Origin of the sequence: Pedobacter gandavensis (assembly GCF_014172405.1) — a bacterium.
In the GTDB taxonomy this organism is placed as follows: domain Bacteria; phylum Bacteroidota; class Bacteroidia; order Sphingobacteriales; family Sphingobacteriaceae; genus Pedobacter; species Pedobacter gandavensis.
Genome location: NZ_WNXC01000006.1, coordinates 151,467 through 174,831 on the forward strand (window position 1 = coordinate 151,467; position 23,365 = coordinate 174,831).

A 23,365-nucleotide genomic window follows, 5' to 3' on the forward strand; every position below is an offset into this window, starting at 1 on the left:
ATGTCATCACAAAGCCCAAGTCATTTCAGGGACCAGATCTCTACTTTAACAGACGACGGACAGCGCCGTAAATGGCTGTATCCGAAAGTGATTAAAGGAAAGTTATATCAGTATCGCTCGGTGGTCAGCTATTTTTTTCTGACCCTACTATTTGTTGCCCCATTTATTAAACTAAATGGGGAGCAACTGGTGTTACTTAATGTTTTAGAGCGGAAGTTTGTGTTTTTTGGGGTGATTTTCTGGCCTCAGGACTTCTACCTGTTTGTATTGGCTTTGCTGACCTTTATGGTCTTTATTGTATTGTTTACCGTGGTTTTTGGACGGGTCTTCTGCGGATGGGCCTGTCCACAAACCATTTTCCTGGAAATGGTTTTCCGTAAAATAGAAATCTGGATAGAAGGAGAACCGACTAAGCGTAAAAAGTTGGATGAAGGGCCGCTAACCAGCGAGAAATTCTTCAAAAAAGGGATTAAACATGCGATTTACCTATTGATATCCTTTTTAATCGCGAACATCTTCCTCTCCTATTTAATTGGCTCGGCTACCCTGATCAGCATCATGACGGAACCTATAGCTTTACATTGGACAGGCTTCATTTCCATCTGTGTATTTACCCTGGTTTTCTATCTGGTATTCTCCAGAATGAGAGAATTGGTTTGTACTGTAGTTTGCCCTTACGGACGCCTGCAAGGGGTTTTACTAGACAACCAAAGCATCATTGTTGCTTACGATTATGAGCGGGGAGAACCGCGTGAAAAACGGGTAAAAGGAGTTGAAAACTCTGGTGGAGACTGTATTGATTGTAAACTCTGCGTGCAGGTTTGTCCGACAGGAATAGACATCCGGAATGGTACGCAAATGGAATGCGTGAACTGTACGGCCTGTATTGATGCCTGTGATATGGTGATGGAGAAAATTCAACGCCCAACCCGTCTGATTGGCTTCAAATCTGAAGATGAGATCAAAACAAAGCAGCCTTTTAAACTGAACAAAAGAGTTTATGCTTATTCTGCTGTTTTACTAGTGCTAATTTCAGTTCTCTCCTACTTATTGATTACCAGAACGGAGGTTAAAACGACCATCTTACGTGCGAGTGGCACCCTGTATCAATTGAGAGCTAAAGAACAGGCAGTGAGCAACTTGTTTAACGCGGAACTGATCAATAAGACCAGTAAAAGCCTTAAATTTGAAATTGTACCAGATGATCCACAAGTGAAGATTCAATACATTCAAAAACAAGATACCATCGCATATGGTGGTGTAGCAAAACTTACTTTTTTTGTGATCATGCCGCAAGGAAAATTAAAGAAATACAAGTCAGATATTGGTTTTAAACTGGTGTCGGATGGAAAAGTCGTAGACACCTTTGAAACGACCTTCATCGCACCGCTTAATGATTAAAGAAATGAAATGGAACTGGGGGACTAAATTAGTGATCGGGATGGTTTGCTTTATGAGCTTTATCATCATCCTTGCCATAAAAATGTTTAACAGCAGCCCTGATGCGCTGGTAGACAATGATTATTACGAAAAAGGATTGGATTACGACAAAGAATATCAGCTTAAAGAACAGGTGAAAACCGACCATGCCCAACCTGATGTACAGGTCAGCACTGTAGGGATCATCCTGACTTTTAAAGCTCCTGCTGAGGGCAAAATAAACCTGGTCCGCAGCGCGGACAAACGAATGGACAAAGTCATTCCCATCAAAACAGATGCGCAAAATCGGGTGGCAATTCCTTTAACAGGAATTGCAAAAGGCCGTTGGAAGCTCATCATCAACTGGACTAGTGCAGGTAAATCCTATTTGGATGAGCAGGAGGTCATGGTAGAATGAGCAACGAAAAACTCGCCTTCATGATCGGATTGCTAGGGAGCGTGCATTGCATTGGCATGTGCGGTCCCCTTGCCTTTGCCGTCCCATCCTTAAAACAAGGATGGGTTTTTCTGGTATTGGACAAATTGCTGTACCAATTGGGAAGGATTGTTTCTTATTGCTTTTTAGGCCTGATTATCGGTTTAATCGGACAACAGTTGTGGATGGCTGGGTTACAACAAGTCATCAGCATATTTAGCGGTATCCTCATTGTGATGGCGGCATGTTCCAGGCTGTTCAAAATTCAAATGCTTAAAAACACCCCTGCTGCCTTCCTCAAACCCTTTAACAAGTTGTTTGGCTATGCCTTAAAGCATAAAGCCAATCATTTGATCATTGGGATCATCAATGGCTTTTTACCTTGTGGTTTCGTTTACCTGGCCATGGCGGGCGCTTTAAATACTGGCAGCGTCAGTAATTCGGCTATCTATATGTTCTGGTTTGGCATGGGGACCTTACCCCTGATGTTCATCGCCACAGTCGGTATTGGTTTTACCGGCGCTTTAGTCCGCAAGAAAATCAACCGTGTGATTCCTTACTTCATGCTCTTTCTGGGAATCTGGTTTATCCTTAGAGGAATGGAACTGAACATCCCCTATTTAAGTCCGGCAAGTACCACTCAGGGCGTAGCAGAATGCAGGTAATCTCCAGAAATCATCGTAAATTAGTACCAAAATGACAACTCACCTAATTAAAAGAGATATTAAAGATCAGGAAGACATTCGTTTTCTGGTGATCGAATTTTACAATCAGGCCTTAGCAGATCTGGTTATCGGGCCGGTATTCAAAGCAGCTAACTTCTCTTTAGAAGCGCACATTCCAGTGATGGTCAAGTTCTGGGAAACGATCTTATTGGATGTAGTCACGTATAAAGGAAACCCGATGCTCAAGCACATTGCTTTAAACCAAGAAGTACCCCTAAAAGGCGAACACTTTGAACGCTGGATGAAAATCTGGGAAGAGACGATCAGGACTCATTTTGAAGGGCCGGTTGCAGACCAGGCGATCTCCAGAGCCTCTTCCATCGGGCAGTTAATGCAATACAAGATCAAACAGGCTACAAATACTACTGGCTTATAAAAAAAAATTGGCGACCGCTTGTTGCGGTCACCAAAATTCACATTTGAGACGTAAAACTAAAATCTTTATCCGGTAAGGCTAAACAGCTCTGTTTTCGGCTGATCTGCCCAATACCTATAATCAAATGCCATACAGATATTTCTTAAGAATCTTTTGCCTAATGTTGTCACCCTTAGATTGTCCTCAGACAAGAATACCAATCCATCCTGGGCCAACCAACGCATCCGCATCAATGCGGCTGAAAACTCCGGAGCACTTGCTTCCTGCGCTGTCCAACTGGTATAGCCTTTACACATGATGTTCAAAATATGCTTTCTGGTGATCATGTCCTGTTCGTTTAACAAATGTCCTTTGACTACCGGTAGTTTGCCTTCGTTAACGATCTTCAAATACGCTTCTACTGTTTTCACATTCTGTGCAAATGCAGTCCAGGTATCACTGATCGAAGACACTCCCAATCCAACCATTAACTTACTGTACTGATGGGTATAACCCATGAAATTTCGGTGCAGTTTCCCTGTGACTTCAGCTTCGTATAGACTATCTGATTTGAGTGTAAAATGATCCATACCAACATCCAGGTATCCACCATCCTTCAGTCTTTTACAGCCCAGTTCGTACAGTTCCTGCTTTAAACTTTGGGAAGGAAGATCTGCTTCTGTATACCTTCTTTGTCCGGGTTTGACCCATGGTACATGCGCATAGCTATAAAAGGCAATGCGGTCTGGTCTCAACGCTAAAACAGCATCCAGGGTGTCCGAAAGTCCTTGGATTCGTTGCTGAGGAAGGCCATAAATCAGGTCATAATTAATAGAAGTATATCCCAGAGCTCTTGCTTTGGCGGTCACCTGCTCCACTTCTTCATAGGTTTGCATCCGGTTGATCACCAATTGCACCTGCGGATCAAAATCCTGAATACCTAAACTTAATCTTTTAAAACCCAACTGGTTCAAAATCACCAAATGTGCGTCACTTGTATTTCCTGGATGCGCTTCGAAGCTAAATTCTGCGGCTTCATGGAGGTCCGCATACTTTAAAATCCCCTCCATCAACAGCTTCAGGTTCGCTGCACTAAAGAAAGTTGGTGTGCCACCACCTAAATGCAGCTCCTTAATTAAGGGCCGCGTCACAAAAAGATTTAGGTACAACTGCCATTCCTTCAATAAAGCTTCAATGTAAGGTGATTCTACTTTGTGGTTTTTAGTGATTCTGGTATTACATCCACAATAAGTACACAGACTTTCACAAAAAGGAAGATGGATGTAAATGCTAATCCCCTCCTTGTCATTACTTTCTCTGAAAGATTGGACAACAGCTTTTTCCCAGTCGTTCACCGTAAAATCTGCTGTATTCCAATAAGGGACAGTAGGATAACTGGTATAACGTGGGGCGGCAACATGATATTTTGAGATCAGCTGATTCATATTAATGATGTTGAGGTTTGCCATTTGGATTTAATGCCGGATGTACCTGATCGCAGGATCTGGAACACACACAGGCATTCCCCAAGCACTTCTTTTGCTGCCATTTATCGAGGTTGACAATCGTTTCTACAGCCAATGCCATGGGTAATTCCTTTTCGGAAAGCGTTGATAACGCTTCCATAGGAACATTGGCAATCTTGATATTTCTTAGGTTGGCTGCTTCCTGATCGATATGACGTGTAGCGGTAGAGCGTGTCGCAATAAATTTCACCCCAAGATCAGCTAACCTGTTGATTACCTGAGCAGAAACATCGTCTTCACTAAATACAATTACAGCTTCTTTACCTGCGGCATAAGAAGCTGTCTCAGAACCCAAAGAATTGGATATCAGTGTAATATCATGTTTTTTATTATTGGCGATGGCCAGTGGTTCTTTTTCAAAAGACTTTATACTATATGCGACAACTCTCATGCTGGTTCGATTTATTAATAATCAAAGTTAGCAGGAAGCGGTAGCAGGGGGAATGAGTTTGGTCAGTTGAAAAGGTGATCTTCGTCAGTTTTTCATATGTTGCAATTTCATTTGATCAAGCACAATGATCTGACTGCCTTTTCTTTCTATAATACCCTCATCTTTAAAATCGCTAAGGATGCGGCTTACCGTTTCCGTAGCCATTCCAGCCATTGCAGCCAGGTTATCCCTGGATACTCTTAAGATCATTTCCAGGCCTTGTTCTTCTTGTTTACATAGCCTGGCTAATACTTCGGCCATTCTTTTCCGAACAGAATGATACGCGAGTTGCAGCAACTGCTCTTCTTTATCCTGCAGGTTATTAGAAATCAATTGAATAAACTGTCGGGCTACATCCGGATAGCGGCTGAGTAAATCATCCATTAAATCCTTTGGCAACATACATACTGTACTGTCTTCCAATGCCTCTGCAGTTTCTTTATAAGGCGCATTCAGCAATAAGGAAGTGATCCCAAAATAGTCTTCAGGGCCATACATTCCGGTGAGCAGTTCCCTTCCATCCTCACTGAGTTTAAAAGTTTTCACTTTTCCATTCATCACCAGGTAAACGCCAGAAACATTATCGCTTTCATAGTACACCACTTGTTTCTTCTTAATGGCACGGACTTTTCTTGCGGCGATGATTTTCTCCAGTTCTTGTAAACCGGAGGTATTACTAAATAAAACACTCAGTTTTTCCAACGATTGGCTATAAAAAATCTGTTGTTTATCTCTTTTGCTGAGTCTGCTTTCTATCGCATTCAGCAATTCTACATCATCAAAAGGTTTTGTCAGGTAATCATCCGCGCCCATTTCCATCCCTTTACGCATGTCCAGGCGTTCGGCTTTTGCCGTCAGGAAAATAAACGGAATGGTGGCGGTTTGTTCATTTTTATGAAGCAAATAAAGCACGCCATAGCCATCCAACTCTGGCATCATGATGTCACATAAAATCACATCCGGTAGATGACTGATGGCCAAATCTACCCCAGTCCGGCCGTTGATGGCCTGTAGAACTTCATAATTTGCCAGTTCTAGGATCTCAGCGGTACTCTCCCGGATGTCATCGTTATCTTCTATAATGAGTATCAGTGTCTTCTTCATTTGTGTATTTATTTATTAAAGGACAAAACAAATTTAGTCCCGGTATGGAGCGTGCTTTCAAAATACAGTTCGCCTTTCATTAAAGTTGCGTAACGGAGTACGATATTCAATCCTAATCCGGTTCCGGGAATATTCCCGGTATTGTGGGCACGGAAAAATGGCTGGAACAAATGCTTATGATCGGACTCAGGAATCCCAATTCCATTGTCATTTATGGTGACTACACATTGCGCAGCTGTAATTTCTGTATTGAATTCAATAAAGGTATTTTCTCCGGAATATTTGATCGCATTGGAGATCAGATTGATCATACAGTTTTTCAGCAGATTGGGATCCAACATTACCGTACTTTCCAGTCCGGTATGCTGATAAATGATATTTTGATTTTGCTTGGCCATCATCTGCATTTCTTCGGTGATCTCTTCGGAGAGTTTAACCAAATTAAAAGGGACAAAGGTAGGTTCCACTTTTCCGGCTTCCAGTCGTTCCAGCGATAGGAAATCATTCAGGATCGTGGTCAGGTTGCTCACTGCATTTTTTATCTTACTGACATGCTTACTGATGTTTTTATTGTCGTAAGGCTCTGCGTATTTATCGATCAGTGATGCGGAAAGCTGCACCGAACTTAACGGTGTTCTAAACTCATGGGAGGCCATAGATACGAACCTACTTTTCAATTGATTCAGTTCTTTTTCTTTTTCAAGAGAAAGACTGACCTCTTCCTTAGCTTCACTTAAAGCCGTCACGGTTTTTTTAAGTGATTTTGTCCGCTCTTCCACCAATTCTTCTAATTCTGCAGCGTACTCTTTCAAGCGTTCTTCTGCTTCCTTTTCTTTAGAAAGGTCATGGATAAACCCAGTGTAAATGATGCGGTTTTCATATTGTACTTCACTTACAGCCAAGCGAAAAGGAAAAGTACTCCGGTCTTTTTTCAGCCCTTTCACCTCTCTGCCTTTTCCAATGATTCTCTTTTCACCAGTGGATTGATAACGGTGAATATAGCCATCATGACCACTGCGATCTGGTTCCGGCATTAGAAAAGAGATGTTCTTTCCTTGTACCTCCTCAAAAGAATATCCAAATAATCGCAATGCTGCCGGATTAAGACTTTCAATTCTACCTCTGTCATCAATGGTAATAATCCCATCAATTGCAGTTTCAATAATGGCCTTTAATAACCTCGCCTCTTCCATGTTGTACTTTTTACAAATATAATAATACGATTGCACAGGGCTAATAACCTCAATCATGCAAAAGTGTGACTAATATCATGTTTTTAAAATTAAATAGTCTGTTCATTTGCGATTCAAGTACAATTTATCTGACCCAATGAACCATACTTTTCACATCCCAGTCTTAGGCTTAGGCTATTCAATTGACACCCCTTTAAAAGTGGCCAGATATGGCATTTCTTCTGTTGTTTCCATCGTTGATGACGAACTGACGGAGCGCATGAGAAAATACCATGAGGAACAAACCGCAGGAACATTTACATGGATTGATAAAAAAGCAGCAGATAGCAGAGCCAGAAGGATTACAGCTTATCTCAACTTACTCGATACCCAGGTAAAGGATCAGTTTAGGGCATTAAAAGCCACGTCATTTGAGGAAGGAACAGACCTGAATCACTATTTCGAGCTGTTACCTGAACACTCGCCATTGAAGCAAAGGCACCAGGAAATGAAAAGTTTATCAGCAGGACCGGAGAAAACCGCAGCTCAGGCTGAATTGCTGCTGGCCATGAGCCCAGGGGCAATTGACGTGAACATTATGTCTAAAGTGGACAAGGTAAACTACAACGATAATCACGAAAGTAAAGGAGATGATTTTACAGATGCATTGGCAGCGATGCGAGGTTTTACAAACAGCACTTTGAATTCTTCAGTCATTATTTCTGCCGGATTGAACCCCCGTCTGTATGCCTACATGGAAAAATGCAGCGCTTTTTATCCAGATCAAAACGGCACATTTGCAAAGAAAATAATCCTTAAGGTAAGTGATTTCCGCTCCGCATTAATTCAGGCAAAGATGCTGGCAAAAAAAGGATTGTGGGTCACAGAATTCCGGGTAGAATCCGGATTAAATTGTGGTGGACATGCCTTTGCCACAGAAGGGTTTTTATTGGGACCTATTCTGGAAGATTTTAAACAAAAAAGGAAGGAACTGGCAGAAGAACTCTACCAAATGTATGTTAACGCCCTGAAAGGGAAAGAAATGGAGGAAATCGCTTTACCGGAGCAACGCATTACCGCACAAGGTGGAATTGGAACTGCTGAAGAGCATCAATTTCTGCTCAATTATTATGAGCTGGATGCCGCTGGATGGGGTAGCCCATTTCTATTGGTACCAGAAGCTACCAATGTGGATGAAGAAACCTTGAATCATCTGGCTACTGCAGCGTCCGATGATTATTACCTGAGCAATTCTTCTCCTTTGGGGGTGCTTTTCAATAATTTCAAAAAGAGCACTGCGGAGGAACAACGGCTACAACGCATCGAAAAAGGGCGCCCGGGAAGCCCCTGCACCAAGAAATTCTTATGTACCAATACAGAATTTACGACAGAACCTATTTGTACTGCATCCAGAGCATATCAAAATCTGAAAATAAAACAACTCCAGGCGCAGCAGCTTGAGGAGGATAATTACAAACGCCAATTTGAAGCCATTACAGAAAAAGTATGTTTATGTGAAGGTCTATGTGCCTCTACCTATATGAAAGTTGGCATTTTAAAACCGAGGGAAAATAAAGCAGTGAGCATATGTCCGGGGCCAAACCTGGCCTTTTTTCAAGGAAAATACTCGCTAAAAGAGATGATCAATCATATATACGGTCGCGAGAACCTACTTGCGAATGTTTCCCGTCCTAACTTATTCGTCAATGAACTCAATTTATATGTCGACTATCTGAAGAAAGACATCGCCAATCAACTGGAAGAAATAACCGCTAAAAAAGACAAATACTTCCACAAGTTTAAAATGCAATTGTTGGATGGTATCGCTTATTATCGTGCGCTCATTCCGGAGTTAAAATTCCAGGACAGTTTATCCGTTGAAGAAATGTTAAAACAATTACTCATCGCAGAAAAAAGTTTGGATTAATCAAATAAATACCACAAAAATACCCCTTAATGTGTTTATGACCTATAGCCTTTCTCTGGCTTTTATGAAGTACATTTTTTTACTATATTAGATAAAAGGAATTTCGATACCATAATCAAAAATACCATGGAAAAAGAAGCTATGAAATCATTACTGGGCATCATTGACCAGCAAGTTAGTTCTTCGATTTTAGGAGGAATGGAAGAGCAGTATGAAGAACTAGAAAAACTAGGGTACATCCAAATCAACCGTCACCGTGTTCAACACGCTGCTTCTATCACTCCTGAAGGGATGGAATTTTTATATGACGAAAAGGAATAAGGCGATTTTGTCATTAAATTGTTTTTATTTTTCAACCTTAAAACTTTTTAATGATCCCATCCGTTATAGGATTAGTTTGTTTGGTTTAGGTTGATCTGTGGTGGGTCAGCCATTATTAAAACAGGGATAGATCTCTCCGATTCATCCCTGTTTTTTTTATTTAAAATCACTAGCAATTCGTTAATGGCCTTAATTAAACACGGATGTATATTTTCTTCTTATCCAAAATATAACCGATTACCCAACACACCAGCATAAAGCTGATGGCAAATAATAGGGAGCCAACAGGTCCGGGGGCAATTGCCTGAAAAAGCACGGTATTGATCCAAACATTAAAATCTGAATTTGGGAATATCGTGTTGACAATCACCAACAAAAGATCTGCTACAATGTATATAAACAGTGGATTTTTACCAAAAACGGTGAAGAATCCGGTCCAGCGCACATAAGATTTCAGTTCAATCAGATAGATCAAGGCAGCGATAATGATTAAATCCAGCCCACAAGTAATCAATACAAAAGAACTACTCCAAAGTTTCTTATTGATCGGGAAGGCAAAATTCCAGCACCAGGCAAGAAATACCAATACGACCCCTACCAGTAACAGCTTGGCAATACTTTCAAAGCCTTTACCTTTCTCTTGGATAAACTTACCGGCAAAATAGCCAATCAACACATTTACGCAGGATGGAATGGTACTTAAAATCCCTTCAGGATCAAAAGGAATACCTTCGCCATGGTACAGGTGTGCATTTCCCAGTAAAAACTGATCCAGGTGATGTCCAGCGTTTCCAGTCATGCTTAAAGGATCCGTTGAATCCCCAACGTACAGCAACACCCCCCAGTAACCGATTAAAAACAAGGCACTAAGTAAGGCTAGCCATTTGGTAGACAAATAATGAATCATTAAAGAAACGATTCCATAACATAGGCCAATCCGCTGTAATACCCCCATAATTCTCGTATTACCGATTGGCGCAAAACTGATTCCGCCGGCTTCATTATAGTGAAAAAACGGGAACCAGTACATCAGATAACCAATCAGAAAGATCAGAAGTGTTCGTTTAAATATTTTGAAAAGCACTTCGCTATCCTTCATCAGCGCAAACTTTTTCATAGAAAAGCTCATCGCATTCCCTACAGCAAATAGGAAAGAAGGGAAGACCAGATCTGTGGGTGTAAATCCATGCCAGGCAGCATGTTCCAACATAGAGAAAGGCTGTGCTCCGCTTCCGGGCGTGTTCACAATGATCATAAAACAGACAGTCATCCCCCGAAATACATCCAGAGATAAAAAACGTTGTATTTGGTTCATCAAATAAAGGTTAGGGTTCAATTTAACGGTAATAAAAGAGCGGCAATGCCGCTCCTTTATTAAATATACTGGAAATAATAATCATTACAATCCTGTATTTTATTTTTAAACAGCGGGACAATTTGCGCTGCTCAAATCAATTTCTCCTGGTGTTAAAAAGGAAGAGAAACATGAACCATCATCCGATTCCCTGCTTTTGCTCTACCATCTGCCAGGTTCTGTGAACGTACATTTTGATAGTTTGCACCAAATGACAAACCCTTCAAGGCCACCTCTACCCCTGCCACTGCGGAGAGCGAATAACCACCAGATACCTGTACGTCATACTTGTTGTTTTCTACATCTTTTTGAGCGGTTTCATACAATACCCCGGCATTTGGCGCCAGTGTTACTTTCTCTGCGACCCTCAACTTATAATAGACCAAGACATTTGCAGTTAGCTTGTTACCATACCGATAATCATATTTATTTTCCGTGTTCATTTTATAATTGACATTGGCATTTAAGCCCAGGTCATTGTAACGGATATCATAAGCAGCATTTAACGTAAAATCTGTACTGGCTGTTCCCAATTGAAAGTTATTTGGAGATTCGCTAACGGCTAAACGCTCGGTTGGTTCATATTTTCCGGTAGGTACTTTGACCCCTCCACCAATCCAGACCGACTGTACCAATAAACGATCGCCAAGCGTTCCGGTTTGGTCCAGCAGTTTATAGTACCCCATCAATGCGATGTCTCCTAAACCTGTTTTTGTACCATTTCCGGTCTGACTTACCCGATCGTTAAAGTTGTAAGGAAGGAAAGCCAATACCCTGAATTTAGAGCCGAAATTCCAGCCTCCCCAAAGCTCCATGCTTTGGTAAGTTTCATCCGCAGTAATTGGCGTTCTTTCTCCCAATGGGCCAAGGTGGGTCTGTAAGCTTTTATGCTGATACCTCAAGCCGATAAAACGCTTATTGTATTCCGGTAAAATCCCCAGGTAATAACTCCCTACCCCACATCCACAAATGTCACAGGCCCGACTTGCAATGACTACAAAAAGCATCAATACAGTTACCAATATTACTTTATTTCTCATTTTCATCTCGCTATTAAGCAGTCGTCCGCTGGACTGCATCGTGTATTCTTTTGTTTTATTATTGTTCTGAAAAGCGTTTATCATTGATAAATGCTTCATCATTTAAGGTCCCTAGAAAGGCTGCTAATTTTTGTTTATCTGTACCTGATAATTCGATGCCCAATCTGCCATTTTTACGAAGTAGAGGGTCCAGATTTGGCGTATCTTTTACTTCGGAATTATAATGTTCCAGCATGCCGTCCAGTGTTAGGAAACGACCATCATGGGTATAAGGAGCCGTATACTTCAAATTCCTTAGTGAAGGCACTTTAAACTTGTAACGATCGGTTTCAATCAGCGTAACCGCATATAAACCTTGATCATTAACAGCACTAACTCCCAGACCATTGTTCCGGAAGGAACCATCTGTAAACAGCGGCTCTGAGTGGCAGGAAGCACATTTCTCTTGGAATAGCACATAACCTTCCTGTTCTTCAGCGGTAAAGACTGCGCCTTCTTTTCGCATCACCTGATCATATTTTGAATGGCTACTCACACACATCAGCATAAACTGCGAAAGTGCTTTCATAAATCTTGCAGTGCTCAGTTCTTCAGTCCCAAATGCCTGTTTAAATAAAGCCCTGTACTTCGGCAGCACACTGATTTTTTTCAATACATTTTCCAGGTTTTCATCCATCTCTTCATGGGTCGTAATCGGTGTGATCGGTTGAAGATCTAAATCATAAACCCCACCTCCCCACATGAAAGCCTTACTCCAAGCCAGGTTCATAATGGCTGGAGAATTTCGCGTCCCTAAGCGGTCGTCAATTCCATGACTCACATCATGCCCATGTTGTGTAAATGCGGATGATTGAATGTGGCAGGAGCCACAGCTGATGGTATTGTTACGGGAAAGTCTCGGTTCATAAAACAAGGCCCTTCCCAGCTCAAAACCTTCTTTTGTCAGCGGGTTATTGGCGAAATTATACACCGGTTCCGGAAAATTTGAGGGCTTCTGAAAGCCCAAAAATTTTTCTATTTCTTCTTTAATGGGATGGTCCTTTTTACAAGCCAGTACAAACAGGCCAAAAACCAGTAAAACCATCCAATGTTTCTTAGTCATCAGGAATTAATTTTCAGTATGGTCGTGCTTAAACATTTCTACGTAATTCCCTGCTACGGTACTGCTAAAATCATTGAACATCACGTTTGGATGCGCTGCAATACTAAAAGGAGTTTTTCCATTAAAAACCTTCATCAGGTCCACAAAAAGATGCACATTGCTTTGTCTGTCTTTCCTCACTTTGGCGATCCCTGCGGCATTTAAATCCATGGTAATCACTTTAATGTTGTTGATGGTAGGCACTGAATAACCGCCAAAAAATCCAATGTGATATTTGAATTGTTTCTTACCGGTAGGATCTCCATTGGCATCATCAGAAATCACCTTCGAATTGCCTTCATATTTAAAGAAAATATAGCCGCTATTCCAGCCCCAATACATGCCACCATTTTCGTGGTCAGCGCCCGCAGCCGGATCTAAGACACCAGTGCGTTTATCGATTGGCATGGTACTCCGCAGACTGTCTACCCCCAACGTAAAAGTCAGTTTGGCATAATCTCCTTCGGGCACCCTTACCTTTGCAAAGCGACTGTCTTTATCTGCCCCTTTAATCAGAAAATAACTGCTATCCGGGTTTACAGTATAACTTTTTCCTGCAGCAGTTTCTACTTTAATATTGCTGATAAAGTATTGGAGAAAAGAAATGGTAAACTCCTCTCCTGCGGCATTTTTATAGGGACTTCCGGTATTGTTTAATGTGAAAGTCCGGGCGCCCACAATATTGTCGAACTCAATGGATAAAGGCGCCAGGTTTGTTTCCTGAAATTCGGGTACAGGATTATCCTTTTTAGAACATCCAACAAGACCGATACAAAGCACTGAAATTAAGATTATTGAAGTAAGTATTCTTTTCATTTTATTTGAAATGGCTGGGCCATAACTCTTCCGTTAAGCCGAAAGAGCGGCATTTTATGATTAATTGATAATTGAAGAAATTTAGCGTTGTAGGAATTTTTTGATCAAAAGAACAACGCTACGCTGCTAAGAAAAAATGAAAATTGAGCTGGGTGGCGGATGGGGGATCTCGTTATTGTGCACTGGTAGCTCAAAAGAAGCTTCCATAGGAAATTCAGTTTGCTGAACAATTAAAGGCAGAATAGGCAAAGCGGCAGACCTGACAAAGAAAACATCTTGCGCATTTTTCTTTTGCGCATCTCTTTCCTGTTTCTTTTCTTTTTCTTCTGCCTGTTTCAGCTTTTTAGCCAGGTAACATTTACCGTTGCAATGCATGGCTGGCTTGTCTTTATTTTCACAAAGCACCGTCGCAATATACCGCTCATTGAGCTCAAAACCAGCATATACGAACACCCTGCTGAACTGAGCCAGTAGCAAGGTGATCAATAATAAGACTGCGGTAAAGCGCTTGAGCATGGGTTTCCTATTTATTTTTCATACTCCTTTAACAGGACGTCCATATCGGTCATCAGTTGTTTCACTTCGGTATCCAGCGTACCATCATAGGCACCTCTGATGCGTTTCTCTTTGTCTACCAACACCAGGTACCCTTGGTGTATAAAACCACCAGGTGCCTTCTGATCTTCTTGCGCGGAAACCAGATAATTGCGTTCTGCAAGGGCATAAATTTCATCCCTACTCCCCCATAAATACTCCCATTGGGTACCTTTAACACCCAGTTTTTCAGCGTAAGCTTTCATTCGGGAAGGCGTATCATATTTCACATCAATGGTATGGGAGGCGAATTTCACTTCCGGATTACCTTTATACTTTTCGTATACCTTCATCAGGTTGCGGTGCATGGTTGGGCAGATCGTGGGACAGGAGGTGAAAAAGAAATCGGCCACATAGATCGCTCCATCGAAGTCTTTCTCCGTTACCACCGTACTATCCTGATTAAAGAGTTTAAAGGCCGGAATCGTCCTAAAAACGCTATCTATTACCGTTTTGCCATCAACCACCCTTTCTATTTGTTCCAATTGTAGAAAAGGAAGTCTTTTTGGTTGTTCTTTACAACTAAAAAGGAACAAGGTGGAGAGACTCAGGCCAGCTAAAATTAACCTCATTATTTTTTGAATTTATTGAAGTAGGCCTCCGATGATTTAATCTCTTTTTTATAGAGGCTGTCGACCGCCACAATCTTTGCTTTTTCTTTTTGAAAATACCGGACAGCTTCTTCATTTGATTTACCGGTAATATCCGGTTCAAATTTGTGCATCCAATCGTTCATACTATCCTCAGCAGTAGAGAGATCTTTCAAAAGTCCCTTGATATTTTCCTTTTCTTTTAGCGTATCAATTTCAGGGAACTTTGTTTTCAAAGCCGCCATATGCTGCTGTAACGTATCTAATTTCATTTGATAGTTTACAATCATACTATGGTCGCCCATCACCAGGTCATGAAATTTCATAACTTCATCGCGTTCTTTCTTATAATCTACAGTTTGCGTGCAGGCCATAGCAGTGATGGCCAGTAGCATTGCTCCAACTAATTTTTTCATCTTATTATTTTAATAAATACAGGTAGGTAGGTCAAAAAACAGCGCATACCAGGAAAATCAGAAGCTCATTTCAAGCTTCAGTTTTCGCATTTATAGCGCATTCTTTAAAGATTATCCGATAAACTGAGGCGGGTGAAAAATGGAATTACGAATGGCCTGCGGCATTCCTGTAGAAACAGGAACGTGTAGGGTAATTTCCGAAAAGGGATATTGATTAAACACGAATGGCGTCACCACCAATGCATCTTGAATTTGTGTTTTCTGTGCTTGTCTTTCTTGCTTTTGTTCCTTGTCTTGTGCTTGTTTTAATTTTTTCATTAAATAGCACTTCCCGTTACATTGCAATTGGGGTTTGTCTTTATTGACACAGAGTTCAGCGGCGATATAGCGCTGATTCATTTCAAAACCAGCAAATACAAACGCATTGGCGAAATTTACGGTAAGTAAACTGAGCAAAAGCAATATGGCTGTTGGTTTGATTAACATCTGGCGCAAAGATAAGGAACAAATACGGGGATCTTACCAAGAAAAGCATAAAAAAAGCAGGCCAGAGCCTGCTTTTCAATTGATTATTTTAATATTTTAATCGGTTTCTTGTGTTCATCGATGGCTACAAATGAAAACTCTCCGGTTACCGCTTTCTCACGGTCTTCGGAGTACATCTGTTCCACATATATTTCGACTCTCACCTTCAAACTGGTATTCCCGATATGCGTGACGGTACCGATAAGCTCAACAATGGTTCCGGCAGGAATAGGCCTTTTAAAGTCAATCCTGTCGCTGCTTACAGTCACCATGATCTGTCTGCTGAAACGTGTAGCGGTGATAAAAGCTACCTCGTCCATCATGTGCATGGCTGTTCCGCCAAATAAAGTGTCGTAGTGGTTGGTTGTATTAGGAAACACAGCTTTAAAAATCCGTGTCTCAGAAGCCTTAATTCTGTCTTCTACAGTAATGCTTTCTTTAATGCTATCTTCTACTATCATTTTTTTTCTTTAATCGTTTCCCTTCGGGAGAAATACTATTTCCCTCTCAGTTTGCCCCATTTTAAATAGGTAGCACCCCAGGAGAATCCAGCGCCAAATGCGGTTAGCAGTAGTTTATCGCCGTATTTGAAATCGTCTTTAAAATCCCATAAAACCAATGGAATAGTTGCAGCAGTGGTATTTCCGTAACGCTCGATATTCACTTTTACCTGCGATTCCGTTAAGCCCAGCTGTTCTCCTACGGCTTGAATGATCCTTAAATTAGCTTGGTGAGGAATCAGGTAATTGATTTGTTTGATGTCCAGATCATTTGCTCTTAAGATTTCTCCGCAGGTATCTGTCATGCCCTGAATTGCTGCTTTAAACACCACACGACCATCCTGGCGCACATAATGCAATTTCTGGTCTAATGTTTCCTGAGTTGCAGGATATTTAGAGCCACCGGCAGTTACAATCAGGTTTTCCTTACCGCTTCCATCAGTTCTGAAAAAACTATCAATTAATCCAACTTCTTCTTCTGTTTGTTCTAATAAAACTGCTCCGGCACCATCACCAAAAAGAATGCAGGTATTGCGGTCTTTATAGTTAATGATCGAACTGTTTTTATCGGCACCAATAACCACAACGCGTTTGCAACGGCCACTTTCAATCATACTTGCCCCTAAAGTCAATGCATAAAGGAAACCACTACAAGCGGCATTGGTATCAATACCCCAGGCATTTTTCAGGCCTGCTTTTTCACACACGATACTCCCTGTAGAAACCATCACATAGTCTGGAGTTGATGTCGATACAATCACACAGTCTATTTCATCCGGATTTACATTCCCATTTTCCATTAACCTCAACAAGGCTTTTGTAGCCATATCCGAAGTGGCCATATTCACATCGTTTGCTATTCTTCGCTCCTTGATCCCGGTTCTGGACACGATCCACTCTTCGTTGGTATCTACCATTTTTTCCAGGTCATGGTTGCTTAAAACAGTTTCCGGAACATAACCACCAACTCCGGTTATCACCGCATTTTTACGTATTCTCATTCTGTGTGCTGTATCTATTGAAACAGGCAAGCATGCCACTTGCCTGTTATATTTTTTTTACAAAGTTACAGCTTCTTCAACATATTCCCGCAGTACTTTTGCAGCAGCGACCATTTCTATTAGTGCTTTTTTTGTTTCCTCCCAATGTCTGGTCTTCAAACCACAATCCGGATTTACCCAAAGTTGGGCAGCAGGGATCACTGCGCGGGCTTTTTCAAGCAGAAAAACCATCTCTTCTTTGGAAGGAACTCTTGGCGAATGAATATCATAAACCCCTGGTCCTATTTCATTTGGGTACTTAAAGTCTGCAAAAGCATCCAATAATTCCATCTGAGAACGCGAACATTCAATGGTGATGACATCGGCATCCATATCAGCAATGTTTTGAATGATGTCATTAAATTCAGAATAACACATGTGTGTATGAATTTGTGTCTCATTTTCGACACCACTGGCCGAAATACGGAAAGCGCGTACCGCCCATTGCAAATAATCCTGCCAATCTGCCTTCCGAAGCGGCAATCCTTCGCGAATTGCAGGCTCATCAATCTGGATAATTTTTATACCTGCGCGCTCTAAATCTACCACCTCGTCTCTGATCGCCAAGGCAATTTGTGTACAGGTTTCTGAGCGTGGCTGATCATTGCGGACAAAGGACCACTGTAAAATCGTTACCGGACCGGTCAACATTCCTTTCACCCATTTCTCGGTGAGCGACTGTGCATAGGCGGACCATTTTACCGTCATCGGTTCCGGACGGTATACATCCCCATAAATGATTGGCGGCTTCACACACCTGCTGCCATAACTTTGAACCCAACCGTTTTTACTGAAAGCAAATCCAGCCAGTTGCTCTCCAAAATATTCGACCATGTCATTGCGTTCAAATTCACCATGAACCAACACATCTATTCCTGTTTTTTCCTGGAATAAAATGGTTTCCTTCGTTTCTTCGGCGATCAACGCATCATATTCCTGCTGGCTCAGCAATCCTTTTTTATACTTCGCTCTCCAGCTTCTTACCTCTGGCGTTTGTGGAAAGGAACCAATCGTTGTAGTTGGGAAAAAAGGAAGTTTTAAAGCTGCTTTCTGCGCCACACTTCTTAGTGCATAAGGCTGTGAACGGTGTTCGTCTTTTTTGGTAATCCCAGCGACCCTTTGTTTAACCGCAGGATTATGAATTAGCGCAGAAGTTTTACGGTTCTCCTGTGCCTGGATGTTAAGTTCCAATTTAGGCAATGCTTCAGGGTCATTTTCGGCCAATTTCTTCAAGGTCACCAGCTCTTCCACTTTCTGTTTCGCAAATGACAACCATTGCTTGATTTCTGGTGTTAAAACCGCATCATTAGTTTCCAGATCCAGATCGCATGGCGAATGGATTAGCGAACAAGAAGGGCTAATCAACAACCTGTTGGCACCCAGCTTCTCTTTTGCCAGCGCAATCAATTTTAGTGAAGCGCGGAAATCATTTTTCCAGATGTTACGACCATCTACTACGCCTAAAGACAGTTTAAGTGAAGTAGGAATGGCAGTCAGCATACTTTCCAATTGCTCAGGATTCCTCACCAGGTCAATATGTAAGGCATGCACAGGTAGCGATAGGGCCAGTTCAGTATTGTCTTTTAAAGCTTCGAAATAGGTAGTCAGTAAAGTCTTCAGTTTAGGGAAAGCTCTTTTAATCTCTGTGTAGACATATTTAAAAGCAGCTTTATCTTTTTCTGTTAGGTCTAAGGATAAGAATGGCTCATCAAACTGTACCCATTCTACATGTTGTTCCTCCAGTTTTTTAAGCAATTCTAGGTAAACTGGCAGCAGGTTTTTAATCAGGTCGATTCTTTCAAAACCACTTTCTTTTTCTTTTCCGAGCAGCAAATAAGTTACCGGACCGATGATCACCGGTTTGGTTTTAATCCCCAGTCTTTTACTCTCATTATACTCATCTAATATTTTAGTAGAGAAGAGCTTGAACTGCTGATCTCTCGTGAATTCAGGAACAATGTAATGGTAATTGGTATCAAACCATTTGGTCATTTCCATGGCCGTAATGTCCAGGTCATCTTTTTGATAACCTCTGGCCATGGCGAAATACAAATCCAATTCTGAGTTTGCGGGGTTTAGAATCACCTGATGGTAACGCTTAGGAATTGCACCTACGGTTAGCGACAGGTCCAATACCTGATCATAAAAGGAAAAATCATTGGAAGGAATCAGGTCAATTCCCTGTCCTTTTTGCAGTTCCCAGTTCTGCTGGCGGATGTCTCTGCCTACTTGTACGAGATTTTGAAGCGTACTCTTCCCTGCCCAAAATTGCTCGCAGGCTTTTTTGAGTTCTCTGTTACTACCTATTCGCGGGTAGCCTAGATTGTTTGTTAGCATTGTCTTGCTTTTTAATTGATGAAAAGATCAGTTAAAAGTTCTTGTGCTGAAATCACAATGCTGACGAAAAGAAGAAATATGGAAAATAAATGCATAGGCACAGCCATACCATAAAGGCATGTATGGGATATACACCTACCTGACCCATGCTTCATCTCGCGAAAGCATTGTCAATTCGGTAAAGGCAGGTCTCCTGACTTGTAACATTTTTACCATCCTTCCCATTCCATTTCTGGAACAGTGGATACTCGTGGGTAAAAACCTTTTTGTGTTACTTACAGTTGCGCGACAGCTCGTGATTTGCACACGATTCCCTATTAATCTACAGCTAAGTAAAACCTCTTCCGGTTGATGATTGAAAAAATTAAAGAACTTATTAAAAACAAATGTAGCGAAAAATCTCTATCTGGTAGCTGTTATATGGCAATAGGTAATGAAAAACAGAATTTACTACCTTCCCCAAGGGCACTTTCCACCCAAATCTTTCCGCTTTCCGCTTCGATAAAATCTTTGGAAATCGCTAGTCCTAAACCAGATCCGGATTTATTATTCCCATCTGTAGGCACCTGAAAATATTTCTCGAACAACCTTTTTTGGTAAACCTCTTCAATTCCTTTTCCAAAATCGCGGACTGAAAACTCGATATGATCTGCATTTTCTATAACCTGAATGATCACCTTAGACTTTTCAGGGCTATAACGAAGTGCATTAGAAAGGAAATTCACCAATACCCAAGCCGTTTTTTCTACATCTACATAGATTTTAGACAGGTCATTCCGGCTAACGAGCTCCAGCTCAATAGATTTCTGTTCCGCCTGGAAGCGCACAGAATCCATCGCATAGATGGCAATCTTCCGGGGATCCGATTTCACGAAATTCAATTGCAGATTTCCCGTTTCCACCTGCGCCAGATCCAGGAGTTCAGAAGTAATTTTCAGTAACCGTCCACAATCTTCTTTAATATGCTGCACCAATTCTTTTTGCTCCACATTCATTGGCCCTACCCGCTCATCATCCATGAGTTTTAAGCTCATTTTAATAGAAGATATTGGTGTTTTCAGCTCATGAGATACTGTCGCAATAAAGTTTGTTTTTGCCTCATCCAATTCTTTAAACTGGGTAATATTTTTCAAAATATACACTTCCCCTGCTGCTTTTGCGGTTTGTGCCATGGCAACCTCAGCTTCCGCACCATAAGCGGGAACCGTAATTTCTCTTTTCTCCAGCTGAAAATAAGACTCTTTCTGATCGGCATAAATCTTCATCGGTTTTGCCGTTGGTTTGTCCTCAAGAATACGGGTCAGCAAGTCATTTCTTTTCATCAGTTCCTGCACATTCTGACCAATTACTTCCTCGTCATTTAAGTTTAAAAGCTCTGCAGCCACCTTATTGAAAAACAGGATTTCTTTTTTCTCATTTAACCCAATAATTGCATCCTGCATCTGTTCAATAATGGCCTCGATTCTTCGTTTTTCAGACTGAATTTTGGAGAGGTTACTATTTTCCCATTGATTCAATTCCTGGGCCATCGTATTGAAGGAAATCGCGAGTTCAGCAAACTCATCCGTACCATTAAATTCCAGCCGCTGTTTGTAGTTCTTGCGACTAATTTCCCGGATGGCTTCGGAGAATTCCCGCAATGGATTGGCCACAAATCCAGGGAAATTTACAATGAAAGAAAACAGGATGAGAAAACAAATAGAAGCAGCAAAAATCACATACATCGCGGCTTTCTCTATCGCCTTTTGTGCAACCTCATTTTTACGAACAATTGCTGCCATGTTCAGTTGATCAATATTCCTCAATTCGGCACGTATCCGAGTAACAGCCTGATACACCTGATCTTCCGTCGCCCCCGGAACTGACATCGCCTCATAGGCTTTACGCAGACCAGAAAATGCAAGACCTTCCCCTTTTTCCGTCACATTCTTACCCTCCATAGCCATATAGCGCTCAAACTGTTGCTTCGCATCGGCGGAAAGTGGCAAGGGGTGTTCATCCAATACCGCACGCATATTACTCGTATAGCTGAGTGTTTCATAATTATCCTTCAGGATCACCTTTGAGCTCAATGAAATCTGATTCATGTAAAACAAAGAAATCGCGCCAAAAAAGATCACCACTAAGAATAGGAATCCGAATCCGAGGCGAAGTTTGGTTTTTATTTTCATGACTGTATTTTGTTATTAAAGATTGTGTTCTGGTTAAATGGTTGTTCTATTTTTTATTGGGCTGATGGTTTGAAATTGGAGGCGCTCCCCGCCCTTAAGACAAAATCACAAGATCAGTTTCTGTGGTGGAGATGTGTTTCAAAAGTTGGTTAAAAACCGCCGTTCTCCAGACGATTTGAAAAATATTCAAATGCGGTTTTCCGATACAGATCGTTGTTATTTCTTTTTCATCAGAAATTCTCATAATGGTTTCCGTAATGTGATCACTTTTCACCTTGATCACTTCGGCGCCCAGCTCTGTGGCCAGCTTCAGGTTGTTGATCAGATGCCGCTGCAAATCTAACTTAATTCTATTACCGCCCTCACTACTATTCTGCACATACAGTACAATCCAGGGGGAATTATAGTAAGAAGCGAGTCTTGCCGTTTTCCGAATCACCGTTTTCGCTGTCTCAGGGTTACTGGAGATACAGGCCAAAAAACGCTCCGGTCTTAATTTGATTTGCTTAGGGATTTCGAGGCTTATTTTCCTTTCCAGTCGATGTGCCACCTCTTTCAATGCCATTTCCCGAAGTTGCAGGATCTTCTCCGACTGGAAGAAGTTCCCCAATGCTCTGGAAATTTTGCTCTCATCGTATATTTTCCCCGCTTTTAAACGGTCAATGAGTTCGTCTGCAGTCAGGTCTATATTGACCACTTCATCTGCAAACTCTAATATTTTATCTGGAATCCGTTCGGTAATGGCAATTCCAGTAATCTTTTCAATTTCACCATTCATACTTTCCAGATGCTGGATATTTACCGCAGAAATCACACTGATTCCCGCTTCCAAAATATCAATCACATCCTGCCAGCGTTTCGTGTTTTTACTTCCTTCTACATTGGTATGCGCCAGTTCATCCACAATGACAACTTCAGGATGAATATTTAAGATCGACTGAAGGTCCATCTCTTCCAGTTCTTTTCCTTTATAAAATATTTTACGCCTGGGAATGATGGGAATACCTTCCAGGAGCGCATGAGTTTCTGCCCGGTTATGCGTTTCGATATAACCAATGTGCAGATCGATCCCATTCTTCAACAAAGCATGAGCTTCTTGTAGCATCCGATAGGTTTTTCCTACACCAGCACTCATGCCGATATAGACCTTGAACTTACCCCTTCGGGAGCGTTTAACGAGGTCTATAAAATCTTTTACTGCGCTTGACTTATTATCGTCCATCTTGCTTACCATTTAACAATCACGTACGCTTGATCTATCAAATACCACAATATCATCACCAGCAATAAGCCAACACTTAACAGCGGAATAAGTTTAACTGAGCGGGTATTATAATTTCTTTTCTTCATGAAGATCCGTATTAAATTTCATTATATTTTTGTGCTGTTTTTCTACAAATACGTTCATCATTCTGAAATCACCATA

General features: G+C 41.4%; 23 protein-coding genes and 1 riboswitch. Of the genes, 6 read left to right on the top strand and 17 right to left on the bottom strand.

The annotated features are described in order from the left end of the window. Genes ccoG through GM920_RS16405 form a run of 4 tightly spaced genes read left to right on the top strand, consistent with a single transcriptional unit; the run spans position 1 to position 2,956 of the window. Entirely contained in the window at positions 1–1,401 is a 1,401-nt protein-coding gene (gene ccoG, locus GM920_RS16390; RefSeq protein WP_182959490.1) for a cytochrome c oxidase accessory protein CcoG, read from the top strand. A 4-nt stretch (positions 1,402–1,405) separates the two neighbouring features. Further along, positions 1,406–1,837 carry a FixH family protein gene (locus tag GM920_RS16395; protein WP_182959790.1) on the top strand — a complete coding sequence of 144 codons (432 nt, stop codon included), beginning with the start codon at positions 1,406–1,408 and terminating at the stop codon, positions 1,835–1,837. A gap of 20 nt (positions 1,838–1,857) precedes the next feature. After that, positions 1,858–2,520 (top strand): sulfite exporter TauE/SafE family protein, encoded by a 663-nt coding sequence (locus GM920_RS16400; protein WP_235964559.1) that lies wholly within the window; start codon positions 1,858–1,860, stop codon positions 2,518–2,520. 31 nt (positions 2,521–2,551) lie between these two features. Then, a complete protein-coding gene (locus tag GM920_RS16405) occupies positions 2,552–2,956 on the top strand; it encodes a group III truncated hemoglobin (RefSeq protein WP_202986131.1) in 405 nt (134 codons plus the stop codon). Positions 2,957–3,021: 65 nt separating this feature from the next. Here the strand turns inward: GM920_RS16405 and hemN are convergent, their stop codons facing one another. The 4 genes from hemN to GM920_RS16425 all read right to left on the bottom strand — a co-directional run bounded on the left by hemN (position 3,022) and on the right by GM920_RS16425 (position 7,188). Next, positions 3,022–4,404, bottom strand: coding sequence for an oxygen-independent coproporphyrinogen III oxidase (gene hemN, locus GM920_RS16410; RefSeq protein WP_202986132.1), 1,383 nt, complete (start codon positions 4,402–4,404; stop codon positions 3,022–3,024). Continuing rightward, positions 4,382–4,852 carry a Rossmann-fold NAD(P)-binding domain-containing protein gene (locus GM920_RS16415; protein ID WP_182959494.1) on the bottom strand — a complete coding sequence of 157 codons (471 nt, stop codon included), beginning with the start codon at positions 4,850–4,852 and terminating at the stop codon, positions 4,382–4,384. Before GM920_RS16415 ends, hemN begins: the two co-directional genes overlap by 23 nt. An 84-nt stretch (positions 4,853–4,936) precedes the next feature. Then, on the bottom strand, positions 4,937–5,995 hold the full coding sequence (locus GM920_RS16420) for a response regulator (protein ID WP_182959496.1): 1,059 nt from the start codon (positions 5,993–5,995) through the stop codon (positions 4,937–4,939). Positions 5,996–6,003: 8 nt separating this feature from the next. Next, on the bottom strand, positions 6,004–7,188 hold the full coding sequence (locus GM920_RS16425; protein ID WP_182959498.1) for a PAS domain-containing sensor histidine kinase: 1,185 nt from the start codon (positions 7,186–7,188) through the stop codon (positions 6,004–6,006). A gap of 136 nt (positions 7,189–7,324) precedes the next feature. Between GM920_RS16425 and GM920_RS16430 the strand changes: the two genes are divergently transcribed. Together GM920_RS16430 and GM920_RS16435 are read left to right on the top strand one after the other, a co-directional pair. Continuing rightward, complete coding sequence (locus GM920_RS16430) at positions 7,325–9,094, top strand: hypothetical protein (RefSeq protein ID WP_182959500.1); 1,770 nt, start codon at positions 7,325–7,327, stop codon at positions 9,092–9,094. Positions 9,095–9,220: 126 nt separating this feature from the next. Next, positions 9,221–9,415 (top strand): hypothetical protein, encoded by a 195-nt coding sequence (locus GM920_RS16435; RefSeq protein WP_182959502.1) that lies wholly within the window; start codon positions 9,221–9,223, stop codon positions 9,413–9,415. Between the two features lie 193 nt (positions 9,416–9,608). Here the strand turns inward: GM920_RS16435 and GM920_RS16440 are convergent, their stop codons facing one another. The 13 genes from GM920_RS16440 to GM920_RS16500 all read right to left on the bottom strand — a co-directional run bounded on the left by GM920_RS16440 (position 9,609) and on the right by GM920_RS16500 (position 23,161). Next, positions 9,609–10,730, bottom strand: a complete 1,122-nt coding sequence (locus tag GM920_RS16440) for an acyltransferase family protein (RefSeq protein ID WP_182959504.1) — start codon at positions 10,728–10,730, stop codon at positions 9,609–9,611. Positions 10,731–10,882: 152 nt separating this feature from the next. After that, positions 10,883–11,893 carry a transporter gene (locus GM920_RS16445; RefSeq protein ID WP_317171553.1) on the bottom strand — a complete coding sequence of 337 codons (1,011 nt, stop codon included), beginning with the start codon at positions 11,891–11,893 and terminating at the stop codon, positions 10,883–10,885. Next, positions 11,868–12,911 (bottom strand): cytochrome-c peroxidase, encoded by a 1,044-nt coding sequence (locus tag GM920_RS16450; RefSeq protein ID WP_182959505.1) that lies wholly within the window; start codon positions 12,909–12,911, stop codon positions 11,868–11,870. The genes GM920_RS16445 and GM920_RS16450 overlap by 26 nt, the downstream gene beginning before the upstream one ends. 6 nt (positions 12,912–12,917) lie before the next feature. Further along, a complete protein-coding gene (locus tag GM920_RS16455) occupies positions 12,918–13,766 on the bottom strand; it encodes an MbnP family protein (RefSeq protein WP_182959507.1) in 849 nt (282 codons plus the stop codon). A gap of 126 nt (positions 13,767–13,892) precedes the next feature. Further along, positions 13,893–14,282 carry a hypothetical protein gene (locus GM920_RS16460; RefSeq protein WP_182959509.1) on the bottom strand — a complete coding sequence of 130 codons (390 nt, stop codon included), beginning with the start codon at positions 14,280–14,282 and terminating at the stop codon, positions 13,893–13,895. Positions 14,283–14,293: 11 nt separating this feature from the next. Next, the gene (locus GM920_RS16465) at positions 14,294–14,932 is read right to left on the bottom strand and encodes an SCO family protein (RefSeq protein ID WP_182959511.1); all 639 of its coding nucleotides are present in this window, start codon (positions 14,930–14,932) and stop codon (positions 14,294–14,296) included. Next, positions 14,932–15,366 carry a hypothetical protein gene (locus GM920_RS16470; RefSeq protein WP_182959513.1) on the bottom strand — a complete coding sequence of 145 codons (435 nt, stop codon included), beginning with the start codon at positions 15,364–15,366 and terminating at the stop codon, positions 14,932–14,934. Before GM920_RS16470 ends, GM920_RS16465 begins: the two co-directional genes overlap by 1 nt. A gap of 111 nt (positions 15,367–15,477) precedes the next feature. Beyond that, the gene (locus GM920_RS16475; RefSeq protein ID WP_182959514.1) at positions 15,478–15,852 is read right to left on the bottom strand and encodes a hypothetical protein; all 375 of its coding nucleotides are present in this window, start codon (positions 15,850–15,852) and stop codon (positions 15,478–15,480) included. An 83-nt stretch (positions 15,853–15,935) separates the two neighbouring features. Next, positions 15,936–16,322: an acyl-CoA thioesterase gene (locus GM920_RS16480; protein ID WP_182959797.1), complete on the bottom strand. Its 387-nt coding sequence runs from the start codon at positions 16,320–16,322 to the stop codon at positions 15,936–15,938. A 65-nt stretch (positions 16,323–16,387) separates the two neighbouring features. Further along, positions 16,388–17,392, bottom strand: a complete 1,005-nt coding sequence (locus GM920_RS16485) for a beta-ketoacyl-ACP synthase III (RefSeq protein ID WP_182959515.1) — start codon at positions 17,390–17,392, stop codon at positions 16,388–16,390. Between the two features lie 57 nt (positions 17,393–17,449). Further along, complete coding sequence (gene metE, locus GM920_RS16490) at positions 17,450–19,768, bottom strand: 5-methyltetrahydropteroyltriglutamate--homocysteine S-methyltransferase (RefSeq protein ID WP_182959516.1); 2,319 nt, start codon at positions 19,766–19,768, stop codon at positions 17,450–17,452. Positions 19,769–19,934: 166 nt separating this feature from the next. Continuing rightward, positions 19,935–20,126: riboswitch (cobalamin riboswitch) on the bottom strand. Between the two features lie 58 nt (positions 20,127–20,184). Beyond that, a complete protein-coding gene (locus tag GM920_RS16495) occupies positions 20,185–21,939 on the bottom strand; it encodes a HAMP domain-containing sensor histidine kinase (RefSeq protein WP_182959517.1) in 1,755 nt (584 codons plus the stop codon). A gap of 94 nt (positions 21,940–22,033) precedes the next feature. Beyond that, the gene (locus tag GM920_RS16500; RefSeq protein WP_182959518.1) at positions 22,034–23,161 is read right to left on the bottom strand and encodes a sensor protein KdpD; all 1,128 of its coding nucleotides are present in this window, start codon (positions 23,159–23,161) and stop codon (positions 22,034–22,036) included. Positions 23,162–23,365 lie beyond the last annotated feature (204 nt).